The sequence below is a fragment of the Brucella gallinifaecis genome (assembly GCF_006476605.1).
Lineage (GTDB): Bacteria > Pseudomonadota > Alphaproteobacteria > Rhizobiales > Rhizobiaceae > Brucella > Brucella gallinifaecis.
Window position 1 is genome coordinate 283,787 of the sequence record NZ_ML636800.1, and the last position, 22,272, is coordinate 306,058.

The window sequence follows — 22,272 nt, forward strand, 5'->3', positions numbered from 1 at the left end:
TAAAATTATCGATCTGGCTGTTTTATCGCATCAATCTGTCTGAAAACCCTGTTCGTGGAAAAATACTTTGGGCTTCCATCCGAATATGACAAGTCGCATTGAAGACGTCAGCTTGCTGGATGATCTTCATTACCGTGTCTGGAACAGCGCGATTGCAGATGTCTGGTCGGTAGATTGCGGACCCGGCGCATGCGGTGAATATGTTTCACAAGCACCGCGTCTGTTTCTGGTCCTTGAAAGCTGCGGTGCGCTTGCCATTCGGCCCGAGCAAAACTCCCGTTCTCTCATTCAGACAACGGGCTACCCGCGGATTTGTTATATTCCCGCAGGCATGACCATATGGAGCCATGTGACTATTCCGGGAAAGCTCAGGCATCTGGATCTACATCTCGATACACGTGCGCTTCAGACTCATTTTGGCAATACGCTGGACATGCACGCATTAAATTGCCCCCGGCTGATGTTCTCAAACACCAGGATTGAACAAATTGGTCATCTCCTTGCCGAGGAATGCCAGTCTGACGCGCCATTGCACGACCTTTATGGCGAAGGACTGATCAATGCGCTGGTCAGTGAATTGTTTAAAATCCATCCCGAACCAACAACGCGCATCAGCAAACTCTCCCCCTGGCAGTTGCGCCGCGTGACTGATTTTATTGAAGACAATTATAATCGTATTATCCGACTTCAGGAACTGGCCTCTATTTCAGGGCTTTCTGCATCCTATTTCTGTAGCGCTTTCAAGGCATCTACCGGCTTGTCACCACATGCCTGGCAAATGCAAAGACGTGTGGAACATGCCCAGACATTACTGTTGCAGCCACGAGCTTCACTGCCCAATATAGCAAATATTACAGGATTTTCAGATCAGGCGCATTTTACACGTGTATTCAAGAAGTTAACTGGTATTACGCCAGCAGCATGGTTACGAATGCAACCTTAGCTTCAAGAACCTGTTTCTTCATTTATATTATCAAAATATCGTTCAATTCGGCGAAATATCGATCAAGCCTCCCGATATATCATGATGTAAACACTCATATTAATTCACGCGCTGGAAACAGTGCGTAATGAATGCGTCTGGAATAGTCCTGAGGGGAAAATTCCACAAAATATGCAAGGCGCATCCGCTTTATATGAGGGGCTTCAGCAGCATGACCAAATCGACTCAACGAAAAATAATCATGACCCTGGCAAGCGGGACTGCGCTGGCATTGATACCGGTAGCATTCATGTCAGCCAAGGCGCAGGATAATACATCAATCCACCTTAATACGCTGGTTGTGAATACGGGAAATAATATCCCGACAGACGGAACAGCGCCTGTCGACGGCTTTGTTCCTCAAACCACTACCACAGGCTCCAAAGCCAGCGTAGAAATCGATAAGATTCCCCAATCTGTTTCCGTGGTAGGTCGTGATCAGATTTATGCTATCGGTGCCCAGAAGCTCGATGAAGCCTTACGCTACACTCCCGGAGTTCTTGGCCAGCCGTTCGGCGTGGATAATGATACCGACTGGCTTTATATCCGTGGTTTTGAGGCCACCCAATATGGCACTTATCTCAACGGATTGCAGAATTTCAGCTATGGTTTCGGTGGCTTCCTGATTGACAGTTTTGACATCGAACGTATTGACGTTCTTCTCGGCGCGGCATCCGCTCTTTATGGCGGCTCCAACCCGGGAGGCATTGTCAATTACATCAGCAAGCGTCCGAATGGTGAACGCATCCGCTATATTGAGGCCGGAATCAACAGCTATGGTAATGGCTATGTCGGCTTCGACATTGGAGACAAAGCCACAGAGACAATCAATTACCGCATTAACGGCAAAATACAGGGTGGCGACAATTACACCGATTACGCAAAAGAATTTCGCGGTGTTATTTCACCGAGCTTGGAATATAAACCGGATGAGGCAACCCGCCTTACAATTCTGGCCAATTACACCCATCTTGATCTGACACATGATGGTGGCGGTTTCCTGCCCTATTACGGGACAGTCGTTCCAACAGAGTTTGGCAAAATTGCGCGTAAAACCAATCTCACAGAGCCTGATATTGACGATTATAAACGTGAACAGGTTCAGATCGGTTATGAATTTGAACACCAGTTCGACAATGACTGGAAAATTCGCCAGAACCTACGTTATGGAATGGCACATGTAAAAGAGCATAGTCTTTATGCCTATGGTTATGATGCGTTCCTGCCACAGCCCGCACCGGGTAATCCATATGTTTCACGTATCAATTTCAAGCATGATACAACTGTCAACACATTTCAGGCCGACAATCTGCTTGAAGGTGCTGTAACGACAGGTGCGCTTACACATAATCTGTTGTTTGGTGCTGAATACCGATATTTCCGTATCGATCAGATGCAGCAGTCAGGAACAGGGACAACCTTAAATCCCTTCGATCCGGTCTATGGGGCACCTCAGGAGCCTATGCGCGAGCCCTATATCGATCAGAAACTCAACCGTCACCAGCTTGGCATCTATGCACAGGATCGCGTCGAGTTTGGCGATGGCTGGATTGTAACGATGAATGGTCGCTATGATTATGTATGGACTGAAGCAACAGGTTTGCCAGCCTATGAATATAATACTGGCCGCCTTTCCGGGCGTGCTGGTATTGGCTATGCTTTTGAAAATGGCATTACGCCATATTTAAGCGTTGCAACATTCTTCAATCCGATCATCGAAACTCTGGCTGACCAAAGCTATGCAAAGCCAGAAAGCGGGACGCAATATGAAGTCGGGGTAAAATACCGTCCCGAATTTTTTGATGGCCTTATCACAGCCTCATTGTTTGATCTCACCAAAGAAAACGCTCTCTCTGGAAGCAGCTTTGCCCGTGAACAGCTTGGTAAAGTAAACTCACGTGGTTTTGAGCTGCAAGCTCAGGCCAATATCAATGAAGACTGGAAAATAACGGCTTCGGTTACAGCTTACGATCTTAAAATCAAAGAGAACGACAGCAATCCAACGCTCATTGGCAACCGTCCCTACCTTCTGCCGGAACAACAAGTTTCAGCTTTTGTCGAATACACTGTGCCTGAAGGAGCCTTGAAAGGTATCACTCTGGGCGGTGGTATTCGCTATCTTGGCTCTTCTTATGCTGATGAAGAGAATACGCTAAAGGTTCCTGCCGTCACACTGGCTGATCTTAAACTGGGCTATGAAAAGGATAATTGGGGCGTTGATCTCAACGTTACAAATCTGTTCGACAAAAACTATGTTGCAGGTTGTCAGGGTATTTATGTCTGTGGTTACGGTGAAGGCCGCAAAGCTCTTCTGCGCGTTCACACCAAGTGGTGATGAATAAAGAATATAGTCTCTAAAAAACGGCGCCCTGATAAAGTATCAGGGCGCCGTTTATATTATAATTCATAATAAGATAAGGCAATTTTCTGAAATTATAATTTATATGATTTTCAGGACACTTTATAACACAGCTGCCTGATCATGCTGCCTGAACACTATGCAAGCGATTATAGCGCCCATTCTTCAATGCAAGCAGCTCTTTGTGACTGCCCTGCTCAACAATTTTACCGCCCTCAACAACCAGAATACGATCAGAATTAACAATCGTTGCCAGCCGGTGCGCAATCACCAATGTCGTGCGCCCGGCTGAGAGCTCGGTCAGTGACTGCTGAATGGCCCGCTCAGTTTCTGTATCCAGAGCCGAAGTTGCCTCGTCAAGGATCAGAATAGGTGGATTTTTAAGGAAAATACGTGCAATTGCCAAACGTTGCTTCTGTCCTCCGGACAGTTTCACACCGCGCTCGCCAATAATGGTATCATAGCCATCGGGAAGATTTTCGATAACATCATCAAGTCGCGCGCGTTTTGCAGCCTGAATGATTTCTTGCTCGCTTGCTCCAAGCCGGCCATAAGCAATATTTTCGCGAATGGTACCTGCAAACAGGAATACATCCTGGCTTACAATTCCGATATTTGAGCGCAATGACTTTAGTGTCATATTGCGGATATCGATGCCGTCTACGTAAATACTACCTTCAGTCGCATCGTAAAAACGTGGCAGCATCGAACAGATTGTCGTTTTTCCAGCACCGGAAGAACCCACAAAAGCAACCGTTTCACCAGCCTTGATAGATAAATTGAGATTACTGAGAATAGGCTGGGCATTGCTATAGCCAAAGCCCACATTGCGATATTCAATATCGCCTTTCAGACGCTTGACCGGCAATGCATTCGCACGATCTGCAATATCCGGGCGCGTATCGAGAAACTCCACATAGCGCTGAAATCCTGCAATTCCCTTTGGATAGGTCTCAATTACAGAATTAATCTTGTCGATCGGGCGAAAGAAAACATTAACAAGCAACAGGAAGCCCACAAAACCACCGGCAGTCAATTCATCGCGCACAACGAACCATGCACCGGCCAGCATAACAACGACCTGCACAAAGCGCATCGACAAATAAGATAGCGACATGGAAGCAGCCATGATTTTATAGGCTGCAAGCTTTGTCTTTTGATAGTTTTCGTTGCTTTCAGCAAATAGCTTGCGCTCATAATCTTCATTGGTGAAGGCCTGAACAACACGAATTCCACCGACATTCTCTTCAATGCGGGCATTGAAATCGCCGACACGCCGGTAAAGTGCGTGCCAGTTTGAAGTCATGCGACCTCCATAACGCATTGTTACATAAGCCGAGAGCGGCACGATCATGGCTGTGATCAGCGCCAGAGGAATATGAACCCACATCATCAATGCAAAAGCACCAATCAATGTCATGATAGCTATGAAAACATCTTCAGGACCATGATGTGCGACTTCACCGATCTCTTCGAGATCTTTGGTTAATCGCGCCACCAGATGTCCTGTTTTCTGATTATCAAAGAAACCGAATGATAGTTTTTGCAGATGATCAAATGCCTTGCGCCGCATCTCGGTTTCAATTCTGATACCAAGCATATGCCCCCAATAGGTCACAACAACCTGAAGAAGAGCATTGAGGATATAAATTGCCAACAGACCGATTGCAGCAAGACTGATAATGCCGAGCTGACCTGTCGGCAGCAAACGATCAATAAAAATCGTTACTGCGACAGGAAATGCCAATTCGAGAAGACCTGCAGCCACAGCACTTGAAAAGTCTAACATAAACAAGCCACGATGCGGCCTATAATAGCCAGCAAAGCGCTTTAACAATTCAACCATGGCGCGGCTCCTTCACCTACAATTTATAGGGTGCCTAGCGCATTATGTTTGCGAGCGAAAGCTTGGAATGGCCGGTTCACTCAGCATTGTGATCAACCTGCCATAAAACCCACGGCATCCTTGTGCCAATAACCTGCAACCAGTGTTTCTTCACGGCTCTTGCCAAGTTTCTGGCGCCAATGCTGACGGATGATTTTTGCCTGATCCGCCTCACCTGCAAACCAGCCGAAACTGTCTGGTCCTTCCGGCCATTCTGCTTCACATAGTATCTTTGTCAGCTTTTCAGCAGCGCGCTTCTGGTCTGCATCAATAATCCACTCAATGGAAATGCCATGGGGATGCGCCAGTTCCTGAACATCCTGCTCACTATCGACAGCGATAACCACACGCCCCGTTACCTCGTCCGAAAACTCTTCGAGCATTCGTCCAATAGCCGGAAGACCCGTGGCATCAGCCCCCATCAGATAGCGACTGGCACGACGTAAAGGGCGCCCGACCGGTCCCATCAATCCAACCAGATCCCCTGCCTTGGCACTCTTTGCCCAAGCACAAGCAAGTCCTTCAACCTCATGAAGATAGAAGTCAATCTCAAGCCAGTTGGCATCAATATCAAGATTGCGGATCGTATATGCACGCGAAGCAGGCTTGCGCAAGTCATCCGGCCAGAATGGCAAGCCATTCGGCCCCATAACCGGCCATACCGGCTGCGGCGTTTCAGCGGTCGGTAACAGCAACCGGATATGCATGGCACCAAAAAGAGAAAACCGCTTGAGATCCTGACCTGAAAGTCGCAGCCGGAGCATTCGTGGCGTAATTAAATGCGAGGAAACAACCTGCATCAAACGAAATTGTGGCAGAACTTGCTCGCCTGCCCTATCCCCCTGCCAGACAATTTCGGGTGCTTCTTCCTTTGTGTAAAGTTTGATTGCAACAGCAGCAAGATCTTTAAGACGATGTAAACCAGTGTCATCATCAGCGTGAAGCGCAACACGATAGCCATCTGTTTTACTATCGATTTCAATACGCCCAAAGGAATAATCAAATATATGGCTATCGTCGTTCTTATCATACTGAGCGTGATATGAATTCAGGCGATCCACTATATTCGGCAGATAATTATTACCATTTTGCAGGCGGATATTTGCATAGCTCAGCAGGTTGCAAATGTTTTCAGCAGACGATTGCGACACGGACTTTCTCACCCAATTCAGTACACCACCGGAAAATCTGGAACAGTTTTCGGGAGGCATTAAAACAAAAAATCAGAGCGGCGATCTGTCTCCACCAGATCGAAATCCGCTCTAAAAGATGAATGCATGAGAGCTGAAAAGCTCTCATGCATGAATTCAATATCAACCGCCAATACGACCCGTTATGGCAATTTTAAAGGTCCGGCCTTTGCCCTGATCCAGATCCGAGGTTGGAGACCAACCGGTCTGGGCATCGGAATAAGACTTGTTGAAGATATTATCGATGCCAAAATCAAGCTTCAGATGATCATTCATCTTCACATTGGCAAAAACATTGACAAGATCATAGCGCGGGTAAGTATAGACATTTTTGCCGCTTGGGCGAACGACCTTACCAAAGCTTTGATACTCAACACCATAGATCAGCTTCTCGTCGAAAGCTTTCAGACCCAGCGTTGCGCTGACATTATCAAGCGGCGTATTGCTCAGACTTTGTCCCTCATAGATACCATCCTTCATCTCCGCATTTGTAAATGAAGCAGCAAGATTCACATAACCCCACCAGTTGTCATAGGTGCCTTCAAGTTCGACGCCACGCAGACGTGCCGTGCCAACATTTTCCGAAGTCGTATAAGAGCCTTTGGATACAGTGTTGATGTAATTCTTAACATCCGTATGGAAGAAATTAAGCTTGGCACGAAGCTGATCTCCGGCATCAAAAATTCCATCCTGTCGCAAGTTGATACCCGCTTCAAAGGAAGTGGCAACTTCTGGTTCCAACAACAGGTTTGGCTCATATCCTGAACCATGGGAGCCATTTTGACGGAACATATCCTGCATATGCGGCACGCGATAGCCTTGCGAATAAAGTCCATAGAACTGTATGCCGTCCCATGGCGTTACGCCAATGCTCAGACGCGGGGAAAAACGATGGCCATCAGAACTGACATCCTGCGCTGACGCTGTTTTATCGCCTTTAAGCGTTCCATCAAGACGATAACCATCATAACGAACGGCACCAATCAATTCGAGCCACTTCTGATAATCACCCTGCCATTGAAGAACACCACCATAAGCCTGCTGGTCGCCATTGCCGAAATTATCAGCATCAGATTCACCGCGCATTTTGTAATAATCCACACCATAAGTAACGGTATGAGTCATGGCGTCTGTTTCAAACTTCGAGCTGTTATAGGCACGGAAACCCGCCGTTGAGACATTATAGAAACGGGTTTTTCCTATATCGGCCGGTTTCCAGATTTGGTACTGGTCATTATCCGTGCTGCTATAATACGCATTCATAGACAAATCCCATAAAGGGTTATCCTCAGGCCTGTAGGTATAATTTCCAGTATAGTTGTTTATTATTGTAGAAGCATCATAAGTTGAAAGAGTTGCAGACGTAGAGCCACTGCTTCCCGTCATGATGTCATTATATTTCTGACGTGAATATCCGAACTTCAGTTCATGGCCTTCAGCCGGGCGGATTGTTACTTTGCCAAGCCCACTGACTACGCGCTCACCGGTCCAGCGAACGACATCACCATCACCATTCTTATAAGGATCGCTATCACGATAATTCAGGTTGCCGATAATATCGAAATTCTCATGAAAACGATAAGCGCCAACCGTACTGGTCATCCAGCCCTTACCATTGGTTTCATAACGAAGCTTTTCACTCAGCGCCCAGGTTTCATTATCACGCAGAAAATCGCCCGCATCTTTGGTTTCAAAGGCAACCAGGCCACCAATGCCACCCGAACCATAAGCATTGGAAACAGGACCACGTATAACAGTGACCTGCTTTAGCATTTCTGGTTCAATATAAAACGAGCCGGAGCCATGACCAACGCGCCAATAATCCTGACGTGCACCGTCCAGAGTAACAGCAACACGGCCATATTCCTGAAGCCCACGGATATTGATCGAAGTCGCAGGATCATCCCCATTCAGGGATGCATGAACGCCGGGCGTTGAACGAAACAGATCAGCTGCAGTTGTCGCTTGAATGCGATCAATATCCCGCTGCGTCACAACACTTGTCGATGCCATGGCATCAATGGCCGCTGCATTTTGAATGGTCGGCGAAATCGTAATTGTGTCCAGCTGAAGAACTTGCTCTTTACGCTTTTTCTCAGCGTCATCCTGTTTTGCTGTCTCGTTCTGGACAGGTGCGGGTTGCACTGCATTTTGCGCCAAACCCGGAACAACAGCCCAGAAACTGCCCCCAGCCACTCCGGCTACAATCGCTGTATCCAACAAATAACGAACACGCCTTGAATTCAATATCACTGCAACCCCCAACTAGCTTGCATCACACGTCATTAAGATGACAAAAAAACTCATATTAATTGGAGGCTATATTAATCATGATCATAAGAGTCAACTTAAATTATTATCGCGTGAAAAAATCCGCAATGAAGCCAAAATAGGTGAAAATGCAAAAGGCTCGCCGATTAAAAACGGACGGGAAAAGTCGGCTGGCCAAGGTTTAGCACAGGGCCGGCGCATGTATTTTTTTACACAAATAGAAATAAATTTCTTAATACATGTTTGGCGCGGATCATCATCATATCAGAGATAAGATTTTGCTAATCATTATTAAATTCTCATACAGTAATTTCAGTATTTTATGAAATATAGATGTGAATATTAAGGGGTTGCTTTTTTAATACAGGCCGTTATTGTCGCGCCACTTGGAGGAGTTAAGAACCGTCCCAGCGCGTTTACCGCTGCGGGGCGGTTTCTTATTTTAAAGATTATAAATTTACATCAGCCATTACAGATATCTGTCCGGGCTTCTGGCCATAATCCAGCTTCTGTCACGCCATGAAAATCAAGAGACGCACTCAATCAGAATGCAGATTCTTGATGCTTTGCTCCTGCGCCAGAAGCGACCATGCTGCAATGAACATTGCTGCAATCATTGGCCCCACTACAAATCCATTAATCCCAACAAGCGAAATCCCGCCAATCGTAGAAATCAGAACAACAAAATCCGGCATACGCGTTCCTTTACCCACCAATGGAGGACGCAAAAGATTATCGATAAGCCCAATAACCAAAACACCGACGAAAATCAGTATAAGCGCCTGTAGCCACATGCCGTTTACGAGAAACCAGACCGCAACCGGAGCCCAGACAAGCGAAGCACCAACAACTGGCAGCAATGAGAAAATTGTCATCATGACACCCCATAACAGGGCTGCCTCGATACCAAGCAACCAGAATGTCACGCCACCAATCGTACCCTGAACAAGCGCGATAATGGCATTTCCTTTAACTGTTGCCCGAATAACGGCTGCAAACTTATCAACAAACTGATTTTTATAATCTTCGCTGAGCGGTATTGCCTGCCTGATTTTCTCTTCCAGCACCTCTCCGTCGCGAAATAGAAAGAACAACAGATATATCATGATGCCGAAACTGATGATGAACTGAAGCGTGTTCTGCCCAAGACTGACCAGGCGGCTTGCGAAAATCTGGCTGCCTTGCAAAATCCCACCAGTAATACGCACTCGCCACTCTGCAAAAGTACCAAGTTCGAAACGGACCATCCATTCTTCCAGCGTAGGGGGCAATGCAGCAAGAATACGGGTGATATAGGTGTTCATATCGAACTCACGCGTGCTCAGTCTCTGATAAACGGAATTACCTTCCTGAACCAGCAAAGCAAATATGAGCAGAGTTGGCAGGATGACAAGACACAGGCACATCAGCACCGAAAGAAATGCTGCGATGTTTCGTCTGCCATGCAGGGCACGGACAAGCCATTGCTGCACCGGATAGAAAATGAGCGCAAGAATGATGCCCCAAAGCACCGCAGAGTAATAAGGAATCAACAACCAGGCGAAAGCCACAGTTACCAGTGCTAAGAGGATGTAAAAACTTGCGCGCTGGACAGACATAATAACTCATGCGTTGTTGTGGTGATTGAAGTTGCCCTAATTCACCTTAAATTTCAATAGCTCACACCAATTCATTCATCAAGCTGGACTCGATCTTATCGAGCCTGTTTATAGATGAAATATAAATTAGTAATATCGCATAAGTACAATTGTATACTAAAAAATAAATATTGTTGACAATCCGGGGTGTCTATCGTTCAATCTTTCCATGCTGCTCCCCATCAAACGAGGGAGCGGTACGAAACAAGGGGAATAATAATGTTCAATAGACGCGTAGTTATGAAGACTGCGGTGCTTGGTGCCGTGTCACTTTTTGCCATAATGTCTTCTGGTGCCATCTCCCAGGCCGCAGATAAAGAACTCAAGATTGGTTTTGTTGGCGTTACCAGTGGTCCAGCCGCTTCCTGGGGGACATCCAATGTCCGCTCCATGCAGGTTCGTGCTGACTGGTTAAATGAACTTGGTGGCGTCAAGATCGGTGATGACAATTACAAGATCAAGATCGTCACCTTCGATGACCAGAAAGATCCAAAACGTGCGATCGCCGGCATGGAAAAAATGGCACAGGAAGGTGTCCATTATGTTGTCGGGCCAAATGTCGATGACGGCGCTGCGGCTGTGCGCCCGGTCGCCGAATCCAAGGGGATTATCTACTTCCCTTATTCATTTCCAAAAGAGCTTTATACGCCGCCTGCATCTAACGCTATTCTTGGTATGATAGCCAATTACCAGTCTGGTCCGGCAATTTATAAATATCTTAAAGAAAACAAGGGTGTAAAAAGCGTTGCATTTGTTGCAGCCAATGAATCTGACCCTTTAAGCCAGCGTGATAGCGGCATTGAAGCAGCAAAAGCCCTTGGTCTCGAGGTTGTTTCTACCAGCGATGCCTATCAGAATGATACACGTGACTTTACCCCGGTTCTCACTCCGATTGTCATGCAAAAGCCCGACCTTCTGGTGCTTTCCGGCGTGGCTCCGGGCAATGCCCCATTATTGATCCGCGCAGCACGTGAATTAGGCTATGAGGGCTTTATTTCCACGGAAACAGCTCAGGACGCCAAAGTGCTTGAAGAAGGCGCCGGTGACCTTGCAAATGGTTTTATTTCAGTGGGCGGCGCATCAACCCCTGAAATTGCCTCCGATACGATGAAAGAATTTGTCGACCGTTATACCAAAGCCTATGGCGAATATAATGATGAGTCGAACACAAAGGTCTATGCGCTTGAATATATTATCGAAACACTGAAAGCCAATCCTGCTGCAATCGATAATGTTGAAGAATTCAAGAAGACAATCGACACATTCTCCGCACCCAACCCTTACGTCAAAGGTGATGATTCCAAGCTGAATTATGTTGGAACGACATCATTCACTCAAAAACGTCAATTGGGTATTCCAATGGTTGTCACCGAATATAAAGACGGCAAGTTTGAAACCTTGTTTGTTGGACAAGTCGACTGACTTAAGCAAAATAGTCTGAAGCGGGTTAAAATCCCCCGCTTCAGCCTCCCAAACGTCACAAATCGCCACGGAGACAAAGGCAAACGCCATTCTCCGCAGGAGGGAGTTTGCCTTTATGGAACAAGTCATAGCCAATGGGCTGTATCTTGGAGCACAATATGCATTGATCGCCCTGGGCCTTACCCTGATCTTTGCGCTTATGAATGTTCTTAACTTCGCGCATGGACAGATGTATGTATTGGGCGGGTTCGTCACATACACTATCTATGGACAACTTGGGCTGCCCTTTGTGGTGGCATTGATCGCTTCCGCCGCTACATTGATGATTGTCGGCGCGTTAATCGAAAAATTCCTGTTTCGGCCTGTCATCAAACGAAGCGTACGCGATGAAAGTACGATGCTGCTTGCAGCAGCAATTGCATTCTTTCTGGATGCGGTGATCCTGCTGCTATTTGGCGAAAAGCAACGCGGCGTACCAAAAATCATCAACGGCGTTTTTGTTTCCGACTGGTTGATCATTCCTTATGATCGCATTCTGATCGGCGTGCTTGCTGTTATCTTCATCGTATCATTTGTGCTTTTCATGCAATTCACGAAACCCGGTCGCGCGATGCGCGCGCTCGCCCAGGATCGCGTTGCGGCGCAATTGATGGGCGTGAATGTCGACCGCTATTCAATGATCGGCTTCGCATTGGGGGCGATGCTTGCAGGTCTGGTCGGCGGTTTGCTGGTTGCCATTACCGGGGTCAATTCCGGCATTGGTGGAGCAATTTCCATCAAAGCTTTCATGATGGTGATGATTGGTGGTGCAGGTGTTGTCAGCGGCGCAATTGCCGGTGGCTTCATTCTGGGAATGCTGGAATCGGTCGGTCTGACCGTTCTTCGTCCCTACGGAGATATCACCTATCTCGTGATCTTTGCCGGATTGATGGTTTTCCTCAGTCTTCGTCCAAATGGTCTTATGGGTAAACCTTGGGGTTGATGGGGGCGATCATGACAAAAACTCTGAAACTCATTGGCGTCGCTGCCTTCCTCGCACTGGTCTTCATAGGAATACCATTGCTGATCACCATAACGGGGCGCAATGATCTATATTACACCCTGACTTCTGTCGCACTTCTTTCCATTATCAGTGCCGGCGTCTGGATCACCTTTTACATTGGCCGCATCAATATCGGTCAGGGTGCCTATGCGCTGATGGGCGGCTATGTATCTGCCATCCTCATGGTAAAATATGGCTTCTCATTCTGGCTGACACTGCCATTGGCCGGTCTGTTCTGTGCTTTCGCCAGCATCCTGATCGGATTGCCGATTCTACGCCTGCGCGGTGTCTATTTTGCAATGGTCACTTTGGTTCTGACAGAAGTTGCACGTCTGCTTGCCATGGCACTGCCAATCACCAATGGTGCAAAAGGCATGGTCAATATTCCACTGCCAGGTGGTATTTCAATCTTTGGAATTACCATTTTGCCCGATTTTGCAACATTGCAAAATCCACGGGCGGCTTTCTACTTCGTATCGATTAGCTTGATGGTGCTGTGTTTTGCAGCTCTTTACAGGCTCATTCATTCACGCATCGGGGGTTTATGCCAGTCATTGCAACAAAATGAGGAACTTGCTTCTTCCATCGGCGTCAACATCACCTCCTTGCGTGTGCTGGCCTATGCGATTTCCTCCTTCCTCGGCGGACTAGGCGGGGCGATGTTTGTGGCGATTTCACAATCCATCTATCCTTCAAGTTTTACAGTCACAGACTCCGTCAACTTTATGCTCAACTGCTTCCTTGGTGGGCTTGGTTATGTCTTTGGCCCAATCATTGGAACTTTTGTCCTTTATTTTGGTTGGGACTTCCTTTTCCAAACCGGAAAATTCCAGCTTCTCATTTTCTCCAGCCTGTTGATCATCCTGATGCTGTTCCTGCCAAACGGTCTGCTCAGCCTTAGACTGACCGGTAAAAAAGGAGCAAAATCATGAATCCACTTCTTGAGGTCAAAGGCGTTACCAAACGCTTCGGCGGACTGGTGGCAGTCAATGATGTATCTTTTTCTGTAAAAGAAAGAGAAATTCTGTCCGTTATTGGTCCCAATGGCGCGGGTAAATCCACATTATTTAAACTCATTGCTTCCTTTCTTACTCCGACAACCGGCGAAGTGTTCTTCAACGGCAGCCGCATATCCGGTCTTGCTCCTCATATCGTTGCACGCAAGGGCGTGGTCCGTACCTTTCAGGAAACAACCATTTTTAAAGGCATGACAGTGCGCGAAAATATTATCGTTGCACATCACCTGCGAGCAAAAGCGAGCTTTATCGGTTGTTATATTGGTACAAGCCTCGCCCGGCAGGACCGGCAGGAGTTTGAACGTTCAGCAGACGAGATTATTGATTTCCTCGGGTTAAATGCCCAGCGCAACGAAATTGCACACAACCTTCCGCATGGGCATCTGCGAGCTCTTGGCATTGCTATTGGGCTTGCAACGCAACCCAAGGTCCTTCTGCTTGATGAACCTTTTGCCGGCATGAATCATGACGAAACCGTCAAGGCCGTGGAAATGGTGCGTGCGGTACGCGATCGCGGCATTACGGTATTGCTGGTGGAACACGACATGCCTGCGGTGATGAATATCTCTGACCGGATTGTCGTTATTAATTTCGGCCAGAAAATTGCCGAAGGCACTCCAAAGGAGATTCAAGAGAACGAAAAAGTCATCGAAGCCTATCTCGGCGCAGAAGACGAAACGATTGGATACTGACCATGACAGAGCTTCTTAACGTTAAAGATGTCGAACTCTATTATGATCATGTCTATGCATTGAAAGGTGTATCGCTAAGCGTCAATCAGGGTGAAACAGTTGCATTAATTGGTGCAAATGGCGCCGGAAAATCGTCTATTCTCAGAGCGATTACAGGGCTTAACAAATTACGCAAAGGCGAAATCTATTTTGAAAACAAGCGTCTGGATGGAACCCGTTCTGACCGGATTGTCGAAATGGGGATTGCCATGGTTCCTGAAGGACGGCGCGTATTTCCCTATATGACTGTGCGTGACAATCTTTTGATGGGTGCTTTCACACGTTCTGCAAAGGCAGAAATAGACAGCACACTCGATATGGTGCTGGGTCGTTTCCCCCGTTTGAAAGAACGTTATTCGCAGGCCGCAGGCACCATGAGCGGCGGCGAGCAACAGATGCTGGTCATAGGACGCGCATTAATGGCCAAACCCAAATTGCTGTTGCTTGACGAGCCTTCACTGGGTGTCGCACCAAAACTTGTTCAGGATATTGCACGCTCCATCGTTGCCATCAATCGTGATGAAAAGGTCAGCGTGCTTCTAGTTGAGCAAAATTCCCGCATGGCACTGCGCATTTCTCAACGCGCCTATGCACTCACGACCGGCAAAATTGTTCTATCAGGCAATTCCGAAGAACTCCTATCTGATGAACGTATCAAAAAGCTCTATCTCGGTGGTGAAATCTGATTTCTGGGCGCATAACGCGCCCAGAACAATCCATAATTATAAAAAACATTCTAGGGTCCGAGGAAATGGACATACTTGTCATTAACCCCAATACAACTGCATCCATGACGCGCAAAATAGGCAAAGCTGCACAAAGCGTAGCTTTGAATGATACCAATATTATTGCTGTCAATCCCAATGACGGCCCACCAAGTATCGAAGGATATTTCGATGAGGTTTTTGCTATCCCTAGCATGATCGGAGAAATGCAGAGACATTCACACGCTGATGCATGTGTTATTGCCTGCTTCGATGATACGGGTCTTGATGCGGCACGCTGCGCAAGCACAATGCCAGTTATCGGAATTGGCGAAGCAGCCTTTCACATGGCAAGTTTGATTGCGGGAAAATTCAGCGTTGTGACTACCCTTTCCCGTTCAGTTCCGGCAATTGAGCATAATCTCACACGTTACGGCCTTGCAACACGCTGCGCGAAAGTCAGGGCCAGCGATGTGGCCGTTCTTGATCTTGAAACTCCTGGCTCCGATGCACGACTTCGCATTTCAGAAGAAATCACCCGTGCGATACATGAGGATCGAGCGGAAGCTATCGTTCTGGGCTGCGCCGGCATGGCCGATCTTGCAGCTTCATTATCGCAAGAACATGGACTTCCCGTAATCGACGGCGTCACGTCTGCAGTCAAACTTTGTGAAAGCCTTGTCACCCTTGGCCTTAAAACCTCCAAACGAGGCGGTTATCAGACACCGCGCAATAAAGAGTTTCAAGGCATATTTGCGCCATTTTCGCCTGGAATTTGAAGCTTGGCAGGCAATATTGTTGACAGTCGAGACCAGTGCTTCGATATGTAAATGAGATTTAACTTAAACACATGCGGCCTCTCTCTATATCCGCATCGTCTGTATCTGGACAAATATGAGCTATCTGGACGCACAAACAACTGACAACATTGAAAATGGTAACAGTAACGGGTCTGCACGTTGGCAACCCGTCTATGAGGGGCTGCGCGATGCAGTCGTCAGTCATCAGTTACTTCCAGGCACGAAATTGCCAGAGGATGAGCTGGCATCGATCTATTCTGTCAGCCGGGCGTTTGTGCGATCGGCATTACAGGCGCTTGCCCACGACCGTCTGGTTCGTCTTGAGCCGAACCGTGGTGCATTTGTTGCAGAACCTTCCCCACAGGAAGCCCGTGAAGTTTTTGAAGCGCGGACATTGATAGAACCGGAAGTCGCAGGACTTGCGGCGAAAGTAGCAACCACTGATAACGTGAAAATGCTGCGCAAGCACCTCGATGAGGAACATGCAGCCCTGCATGCAGGCCGCGACAGTGACGCAATTCGTCTGTCAGCACAGTTTCATCTGGAACTTGCGGCCATTGCCGGCCACTCTATTCTGGCTGGTTTTATGACCGATCTGTTGCCACGGTCGTCACTCATTATCGCGCTTTATTGGCAACGCCGTGAAACAACATGTGAAAGCCATGCCCATATGGCACTTGTAGATGCTATTGAAAAAGGCAAAAGCAAGGAAGCATCTACTCTTATGAAAAAGCACATTCTTGATCTGCTCGCAGGCCTCAATCTCAATCGCAGCAAAAAAGAACAAAAACGCCTTTCAGATGTACTCAGTAAGATGTGATTAAAGGCTGACTTGCGTCAGCCTTTTCCCGTCACGGAATACCAGATTGGTTCCACAATTTTCATCATCAAAATGACAATAAGCGAACCAAGGAAAAATCCGAAAATACCATCAGCAAATGCCGTCACTGCCCAGTTAACTGTAGCGGCAAGACTTGCGGCTACCTGCATGGAAAAATCTGTAGCAGTCTGGGAAATCCATGCAAATGGCTGGTGGATGCCAAATTCATGCAAGCCGTGAATAAAGATATTACCGCCAACCCATAACATGGCCGCAGTACCAATAATAGTAAGCAATAACAATAGCTTCGGAACGAAACGCACAGTCCAGCGCCCAATAGAGCGGATAATAGATAGCCGTCCCTTACGCGCCATGACGACACCGATATCATCCAGCTTCACGATCATCGCAACAACACCATAGACCAGCACTGTAATCATGAGACCTACCGCAGCCAATGTCGCGATTTCCATCCAGATGGATGTGGTTTCGATCATGGAAAGCGCAAGCGTCATGATTTCTGCCGATAAAATAAGATCTGTCTTTATTGCGCCCGCCACACGCTTTTCTTCAAGTGCCGTCGCATCTTTACCCAGTTCTGCTTCATCTTCTTCATGCCCCTGCCCCGGAAAAATCTTGTGCCAGACCTTTTCCGCCCCCTCAAAACATAGATAGGCTCCCCCAATCATAAGCAATGCGGTGATGGCGACAGGTAAAAAATAGTTCAGCAGCAACAAAGCCGGAATAAGCAGCGCCTTGTTTTTAAGGCTCCCCATCGCAATTTTACCAATCATTGGCAATTCACGTGCAGCAGCAATGCCTACAACATATTTGGGAGTGACTGCGGCATCATCGATCAGCACACCAATGGTCTTGCTTCCGGCTTTCATGGCGTTGGCCGATATATCATCCACTGATGCGGCAGCAATCTTGGCAATGGCAGCCACGTCATCAAGAAGTGCCAAAAGACCACTCACGTAATTCTCTCCATTATCTATGATTATCGCTGAACCACAGCAGCTATACGAGGCTTTGATCAAATTCTCAGAGGCAGGACCCTAAAACACATCCTGAAAAATGTGAAACAGTTTTCGAGAAACACTATCACCCGAAACAACCCAATTTTTTTGGAAATAGCTGTCAACTCAGGATCGAAGTGCTGATGCCGCACTCATACGCAGTGTCATCAATGCCGGAACCAGTGAAACTATCGCCGCCACTGTAATAAAACCTACAGCAAGCCAGATATCACTCATCGCAAATTCCACCGGCATTCTGACCGCAGTTGTTGCCGTAAGCCATGACGTTATAACATTTGCAACCGCATAGCCAATTGCAAGGCCCAGAACAATTCCAAGCACTAGAAGGAAAAACAATTCACCCCAGACAATTGCCATAATAGAGCCTATCGGCGCACCAAGTGCCCGCAATGCCCCGATCTGACGCTTACGCGCACCAATATGCATGACAGCAACCAGCAGCAAGGCAAAAACCACAATCACCTGTGTGCCTATGGCTATGCCAAGTAAAAGACTGCGGGCATCTCCAAGCGTCGAATAAAGTCGCGTAAGAACCTCTGCCGGGAAGATCGCCAATGTGCGATCAGAGCGATATTCCTGTCGCAACCTGTACGCATCAGCAATGGTCCTGGGTTTCACCAAAATAGCTGGCACGCCGGGGCTATTCGCCTCAAATAGCTCATCAAGCGGTGCATCGGCATCAATCTCGTGATCATGATCATGCGGCTTCTCATTACTCAGCACACCAAGACCATTACCGGGTTTTTCTGCATGTTCGTTGTGGTCATGTTCATCATGGGCTTCCATACCATGCAACTGCCAAACCGCACGGATTGGAACAAGAATAGCCCGATCCCATGCAGTGCCCGTCGGAGCCATTTTACCCGCAACATGATAGCTGATTTGCGTGTGTGCATGGCCGCCGGTTTCGACAGTTCCATGCATTGGATTGACTTTGGCGCCTACAGGCAGATCAACCGCTGAACCGATAACCGCCTCGCCCAGACGGGAAAACAGCACGCCTTCAGCAAGCTCCGGTGAAAGAGATGAAACAAGCTGGGTCGTCGTACCAACAATCGGAAAACCCATTGCGCTGTCGCCAAAGCCGATAGGAGCTGCATAAGCCACCCGGCTGTCTTTGCTGAGCGTTTCAAGCATCGCGCCAGACATTAGCGGCAAAGGTGACGGTTGCAAAAATACAGAAGAGAGCGTGAGCTGCGTGTCACTACCAGCAGCACCAATAACAAGATCGAATTTATCGGATGCACGGGCCGTTCCCAGCCTTACAGCGCGTTCCTGCAAGGTAACGACCGAGCTTAAAGCAACGGAAAGCGCCAGCAAAATGATAATGGCAACGGCACCGCTCCAGAAGCGGCGCAGATCAGCGAGAATGAATGCGATCATGACAATTCCGTTTCCGCGCTATCGCTTGCAATTCTGCCACCTTCAAGACGAATACGGCGCTGCATATGTTCCATCAGCTGCGGATCATGCGTGACAATAACCAATGTTGCTTTCTCTTCGCTCGCCAGCCGCACAAGAAGTTCCGCAACATCGCTGCCTGTTTTCTGATCAAGACTGGCGGTTGGCTCATCGGCCACAATCACACCGGGTTTTGACAGAAGCGCCCGTGCAATAGCCACACGTTGCATCTCGCCACGCGACAAGGTCTCAATATGCTGGGAGCTACGCGCAATGCCGACTGTTTCAAGCAATTGCAGTGCCCGTTCGCGATCATCTGCACTTACCCTGCCACTCAGCTTAAGCGGTAACAGCACATTATTCAGTGCCGAAAGGCCGGGAAACAGATGAAAATCCTGCATCACAAGCCCGATATTGCGGGCACGAAAGGCATCACGCTTGAATGAACCCAAGCTGCTTAGTTCGGTTTCACCCCAGATGACTTTTCCGGCTGTCACGGGTTCAAGGCCTGTTATCGCATTGACCAATGTGCTTTTGCCTGAACCGGATGCGCCTGTGATTGCAAGGTGAGCACCAGCAGGCAGGCTGAATTTTTCAATTGCAAGAACAGGAAGCTCCAGCCCGCAAAAGCGCATTTCCAGATTGGTAATATCGAGTGACAGGCCCGACGGCTTGGCAAGCATTATCATCAGACCGTTTTAAAAGAAGCGTCACGCAGACGAAGCTGGCTGACAAAGCCGGTTTCCGGATCCGTCCAGGAACCATATTCAAGCGTGCCCCGCGTCAGAATGGGCGCATTGAACTGCACAAAAGTTTGTTTGGAAGCAAGATAAACGACCATAATATTATCAGGCCAGTCAGAATCCGAGGAGCAAAAGGGGCATATAGACATCGGAATCTCGGTCAGAACGAAGAAATTGGCTTCGGCTTTGAGCGGCGGCGCCATAAATCCGCTGATCGACACTTCCTTGCCGGATGCATTTTTGACCTGATCGGAAAATTCGAGGCCCAACACGCCAAAACTCTTATAGAGATTATCAAATCCCAGCTGTTCTGCGGCCTGTACCCTGTTTGCAATGCACATCAAAGGCGCGGTTGCCAATGCACCAAGCATGAATTGCCTGCGATTGAAATGCGATCCTGTGCGCATCGTTCTCTCCTGAAAAAGATGGGCAGGCGATAAACACGCCTGCCCTTTTAGAAAGTGGACTATTCTGACTTTGCCTTGCCAAGTGCAAAAGTGTCAGCCAGCACACGGTAAACATCGCTCTGTTCCATGTAACCGCGAAGACCTTCTGAACCCGGTCCCGTTGCCTGCAAGACAACATCATCGACAGCATGCACGCCAGTATCGTCTTCCTTGGGGATATTGCCCTGTACGAACACTGCTCCCGGTACGTCCTTGTAGGCTTCGTTGGCTACATATTCGCCCTTTTCATTTTTAATGGCAGGTACGAAAGCGCCATCCATCTTTGGACGGAAGGTTTCATAATGATCCGGGCCATTATTAGCAGCAAGGAACAGACGACGCGATACGTCGATACGATCCGGGTAACCGTCGCCATTGCTGTCTTCGTAGTTCGGGAATCCGGCAGCATCATAGGTGCCGACCTTTTCGCGCATTTCAGTGCCCGGCTTGTCATCATCAACCGTACCAATGATTGCAACACCATGGGTATGATCGCCTGTAACGATGATCAATGTATCCGGGTTTTTCTCGGCAAATTCCCGTGCAACGCCAACAGCCTTGTCAAACTCGATCGTTTCAACCAGTGCGCGATCCCAATCAAGCGGATGGCTCATCTTGTCAACGGATGCACCTTCAACCATCAGGAAGAAACCTTCAGGATTCTTGGAAAGCTTATCGAGTGCAGTCTTGGTCATTTCGACGAGACCCGGCTGATTGGGGAATTTCCCGACAGTGCCCTTCTTGAGGAATTCACGGTCAAGCGTTACATCCATGTTGCCTGTATGGAAAAGGCCGAGCAATTTGTCCTGATTGGACTGGCCCGATGCAGCCAACTCGTCCTTGCTTGTAGCCAGCGCATAACCGGCATCCTTGAACAGCTGGATATAATCCTTGTCGTCCTTGCGCTTGGAGCCGGGAACATCCTTGGCAAGGAAGTAAGCAGAACCACCGCCAAGAATAACATCCGGCTTCACATCATACATCATACCGACAATATCAGCCTTGTCGGAACGCTTACGCGTATGTGCAACCAATGCCGCTGGTGTTGCATCCTGAATCTCGGAGGTCGAAACAATACCGATCGACTTACCTGTTTGGCGACGCATTGCTTCTGCAATGGTTTCAACCTTTGGATCATCCTGGCTGTCAGGCGTGCGGTCAGCATAAACGCCAAGCGCATTCACGCGAGACTTGTGACCGGTCATATAAGCCGACATGGTGTTGGCACTGTCTGTCGCAATAGAATGAGTTGAGGACGTGCCAATGAAAGCAACTGGCGGAATATCGTCCATAGCCAGACGGCCATTGGCTTTGCCTTCACTCATGCCCTTTGACATGATACGTGCACCGGTGCGGTGAGCAACCGAGAGACCATCAGCAATCAGGAATATGATATTCTTGGCTTTGGCTTCATTGCCGGTCGAATAAACATCCCAGTTAACTGATTTTGTTTCATCACCAGCAGAAACCTCAACCTTATAGTCGCCAGGCTTGCCAATCTTGAGATCGCGCAAAATCAGGGCCGAACCAAGAACCTTGTCGTCAGCGCCTTTTTCTTCAGCCGTAAAGTCAGCCTTGCTGCCAAAAACAGCCTCATAGTCCTGACCATTGACGGTAATTTTCACGTCTTCCGGTTTAACGACCTTATCAAACTCGACCTTGAAATCGAATGGTGAGTTGACAAGAATTGTCGCCCGATCAATCGGATAGACGGTTGCGGCACCGGCCGCAGTCGTCAACATGGTAGCCGATGTGAGAGCAAGAAGCAGTTTGCGCATATCAG

The 22,272-nt window shown here is 48.0% G+C and carries 18 protein-coding genes; 9 read left to right on the forward strand and 9 right to left on the reverse strand.

Going from position 1 to position 22,272, the window contains the following annotated elements:
* The first annotated feature begins 85 nt into the window (after positions 1-85).
* Both FHY56_RS01260 and FHY56_RS01265 read left to right on the forward strand, forming a co-directional pair.
* Positions 86-943: a helix-turn-helix transcriptional regulator gene (locus FHY56_RS01260; protein ID WP_235889393.1), complete on the forward strand. Its 858-nt coding sequence runs from the start codon at positions 86-88 to the stop codon at positions 941-943.
* Between the two features lie 211 nt (positions 944-1,154).
* On the forward strand, positions 1,155-3,317 hold the full coding sequence (locus FHY56_RS01265) for a TonB-dependent siderophore receptor (RefSeq protein WP_140903361.1): 2,163 nt from the start codon (positions 1,155-1,157) through the stop codon (positions 3,315-3,317).
* Positions 3,318-3,462: 145 nt separating this feature from the next.
* On the opposite strand, the gene FHY56_RS01270 is transcribed toward FHY56_RS01265, so the two are convergent.
* The 4 genes from FHY56_RS01270 to FHY56_RS01285 form a co-directional block, all read right to left on the reverse strand.
* A complete protein-coding gene (locus tag FHY56_RS01270) occupies positions 3,463-5,187 on the reverse strand; it encodes an ABC transporter ATP-binding protein (protein WP_140903362.1) in 1,725 nt (574 codons plus the stop codon).
* Between the two features lie 92 nt (positions 5,188-5,279).
* Entirely contained in the window at positions 5,280-6,377 is a 1,098-nt protein-coding gene (locus FHY56_RS01275; protein ID WP_158447722.1) for a siderophore-interacting protein, read from the reverse strand.
* Between the two features lie 162 nt (positions 6,378-6,539).
* A complete protein-coding gene (locus FHY56_RS01280) occupies positions 6,540-8,636 on the reverse strand; it encodes a TonB-dependent hemoglobin/transferrin/lactoferrin family receptor (protein WP_235889395.1) in 2,097 nt (698 codons plus the stop codon).
* Between the two features lie 590 nt (positions 8,637-9,226).
* A complete protein-coding gene (locus tag FHY56_RS01285; RefSeq protein WP_140903365.1) occupies positions 9,227-10,285 on the reverse strand; it encodes an AI-2E family transporter in 1,059 nt (352 codons plus the stop codon).
* Between the two features lie 258 nt (positions 10,286-10,543).
* On the opposite strand from FHY56_RS01285, the gene FHY56_RS01290 reads away from it, so the two are divergent.
* The 7 genes from FHY56_RS01290 to FHY56_RS01320 all read left to right on the forward strand — a co-directional run bounded on the left by FHY56_RS01290 (position 10,544) and on the right by FHY56_RS01320 (position 16,859).
* On the forward strand, positions 10,544-11,746 hold the full coding sequence (locus tag FHY56_RS01290) for an ABC transporter substrate-binding protein (RefSeq protein ID WP_140903366.1): 1,203 nt from the start codon (positions 10,544-10,546) through the stop codon (positions 11,744-11,746).
* Between the two features lie 115 nt (positions 11,747-11,861).
* Positions 11,862-12,728: a branched-chain amino acid ABC transporter permease gene (locus FHY56_RS01295; protein ID WP_140903367.1), complete on the forward strand. Its 867-nt coding sequence runs from the start codon at positions 11,862-11,864 to the stop codon at positions 12,726-12,728.
* 11 nt (positions 12,729-12,739) lie between these two features.
* The gene (locus tag FHY56_RS01300; RefSeq protein ID WP_140903368.1) at positions 12,740-13,720 is read left to right on the forward strand and encodes a branched-chain amino acid ABC transporter permease; all 981 of its coding nucleotides are present in this window, start codon (positions 12,740-12,742) and stop codon (positions 13,718-13,720) included.
* Positions 13,717-14,496 (forward strand): ABC transporter ATP-binding protein, encoded by a 780-nt coding sequence (locus FHY56_RS01305; protein ID WP_140903369.1) that lies wholly within the window; start codon positions 13,717-13,719, stop codon positions 14,494-14,496. Before FHY56_RS01300 ends, FHY56_RS01305 begins: the two co-directional genes overlap by 4 nt.
* A gap of 2 nt (positions 14,497-14,498) precedes the next feature.
* On the forward strand, positions 14,499-15,221 hold the full coding sequence (locus FHY56_RS01310) for an ABC transporter ATP-binding protein (protein WP_140903370.1): 723 nt from the start codon (positions 14,499-14,501) through the stop codon (positions 15,219-15,221).
* A gap of 65 nt (positions 15,222-15,286) precedes the next feature.
* Positions 15,287-16,018 (forward strand): aspartate/glutamate racemase family protein, encoded by a 732-nt coding sequence (locus FHY56_RS01315; protein ID WP_140903371.1) that lies wholly within the window; start codon positions 15,287-15,289, stop codon positions 16,016-16,018.
* A 115-nt stretch (positions 16,019-16,133) separates the two neighbouring features.
* The gene (locus FHY56_RS01320; RefSeq protein ID WP_140903372.1) at positions 16,134-16,859 is read left to right on the forward strand and encodes a GntR family transcriptional regulator; all 726 of its coding nucleotides are present in this window, start codon (positions 16,134-16,136) and stop codon (positions 16,857-16,859) included.
* A 17-nt stretch (positions 16,860-16,876) separates the two neighbouring features.
* On the opposite strand, the gene FHY56_RS01325 is transcribed toward FHY56_RS01320, so the two are convergent.
* From FHY56_RS01325 to FHY56_RS01345, 5 genes are all read right to left on the reverse strand, one after another.
* Positions 16,877-17,836 carry a DUF808 domain-containing protein gene (locus FHY56_RS01325; RefSeq protein WP_140903373.1) on the reverse strand — a complete coding sequence of 320 codons (960 nt, stop codon included), beginning with the start codon at positions 17,834-17,836 and terminating at the stop codon, positions 16,877-16,879.
* 168 nt (positions 17,837-18,004) lie between these two features.
* Complete coding sequence (locus tag FHY56_RS01330) at positions 18,005-19,282, reverse strand: ABC transporter permease (protein WP_140903374.1); 1,278 nt, start codon at positions 19,280-19,282, stop codon at positions 18,005-18,007.
* Entirely contained in the window at positions 19,279-19,989 is a 711-nt protein-coding gene (locus FHY56_RS01335; RefSeq protein WP_140903375.1) for an ABC transporter ATP-binding protein, read from the reverse strand. The genes FHY56_RS01330 and FHY56_RS01335 overlap by 4 nt, the downstream gene beginning before the upstream one ends.
* Positions 19,989-20,450 carry a hypothetical protein gene (locus FHY56_RS01340; protein WP_140903376.1) on the reverse strand — a complete coding sequence of 154 codons (462 nt, stop codon included), beginning with the start codon at positions 20,448-20,450 and terminating at the stop codon, positions 19,989-19,991. Before FHY56_RS01340 ends, FHY56_RS01335 begins: the two co-directional genes overlap by 1 nt.
* Positions 20,451-20,509: 59 nt before the next feature.
* Positions 20,510-22,267: an alkaline phosphatase gene (locus FHY56_RS01345; RefSeq protein ID WP_140903377.1), complete on the reverse strand. Its 1,758-nt coding sequence runs from the start codon at positions 22,265-22,267 to the stop codon at positions 20,510-20,512.
* Between the last annotated feature and the right edge of the window lie 5 nt (positions 22,268-22,272).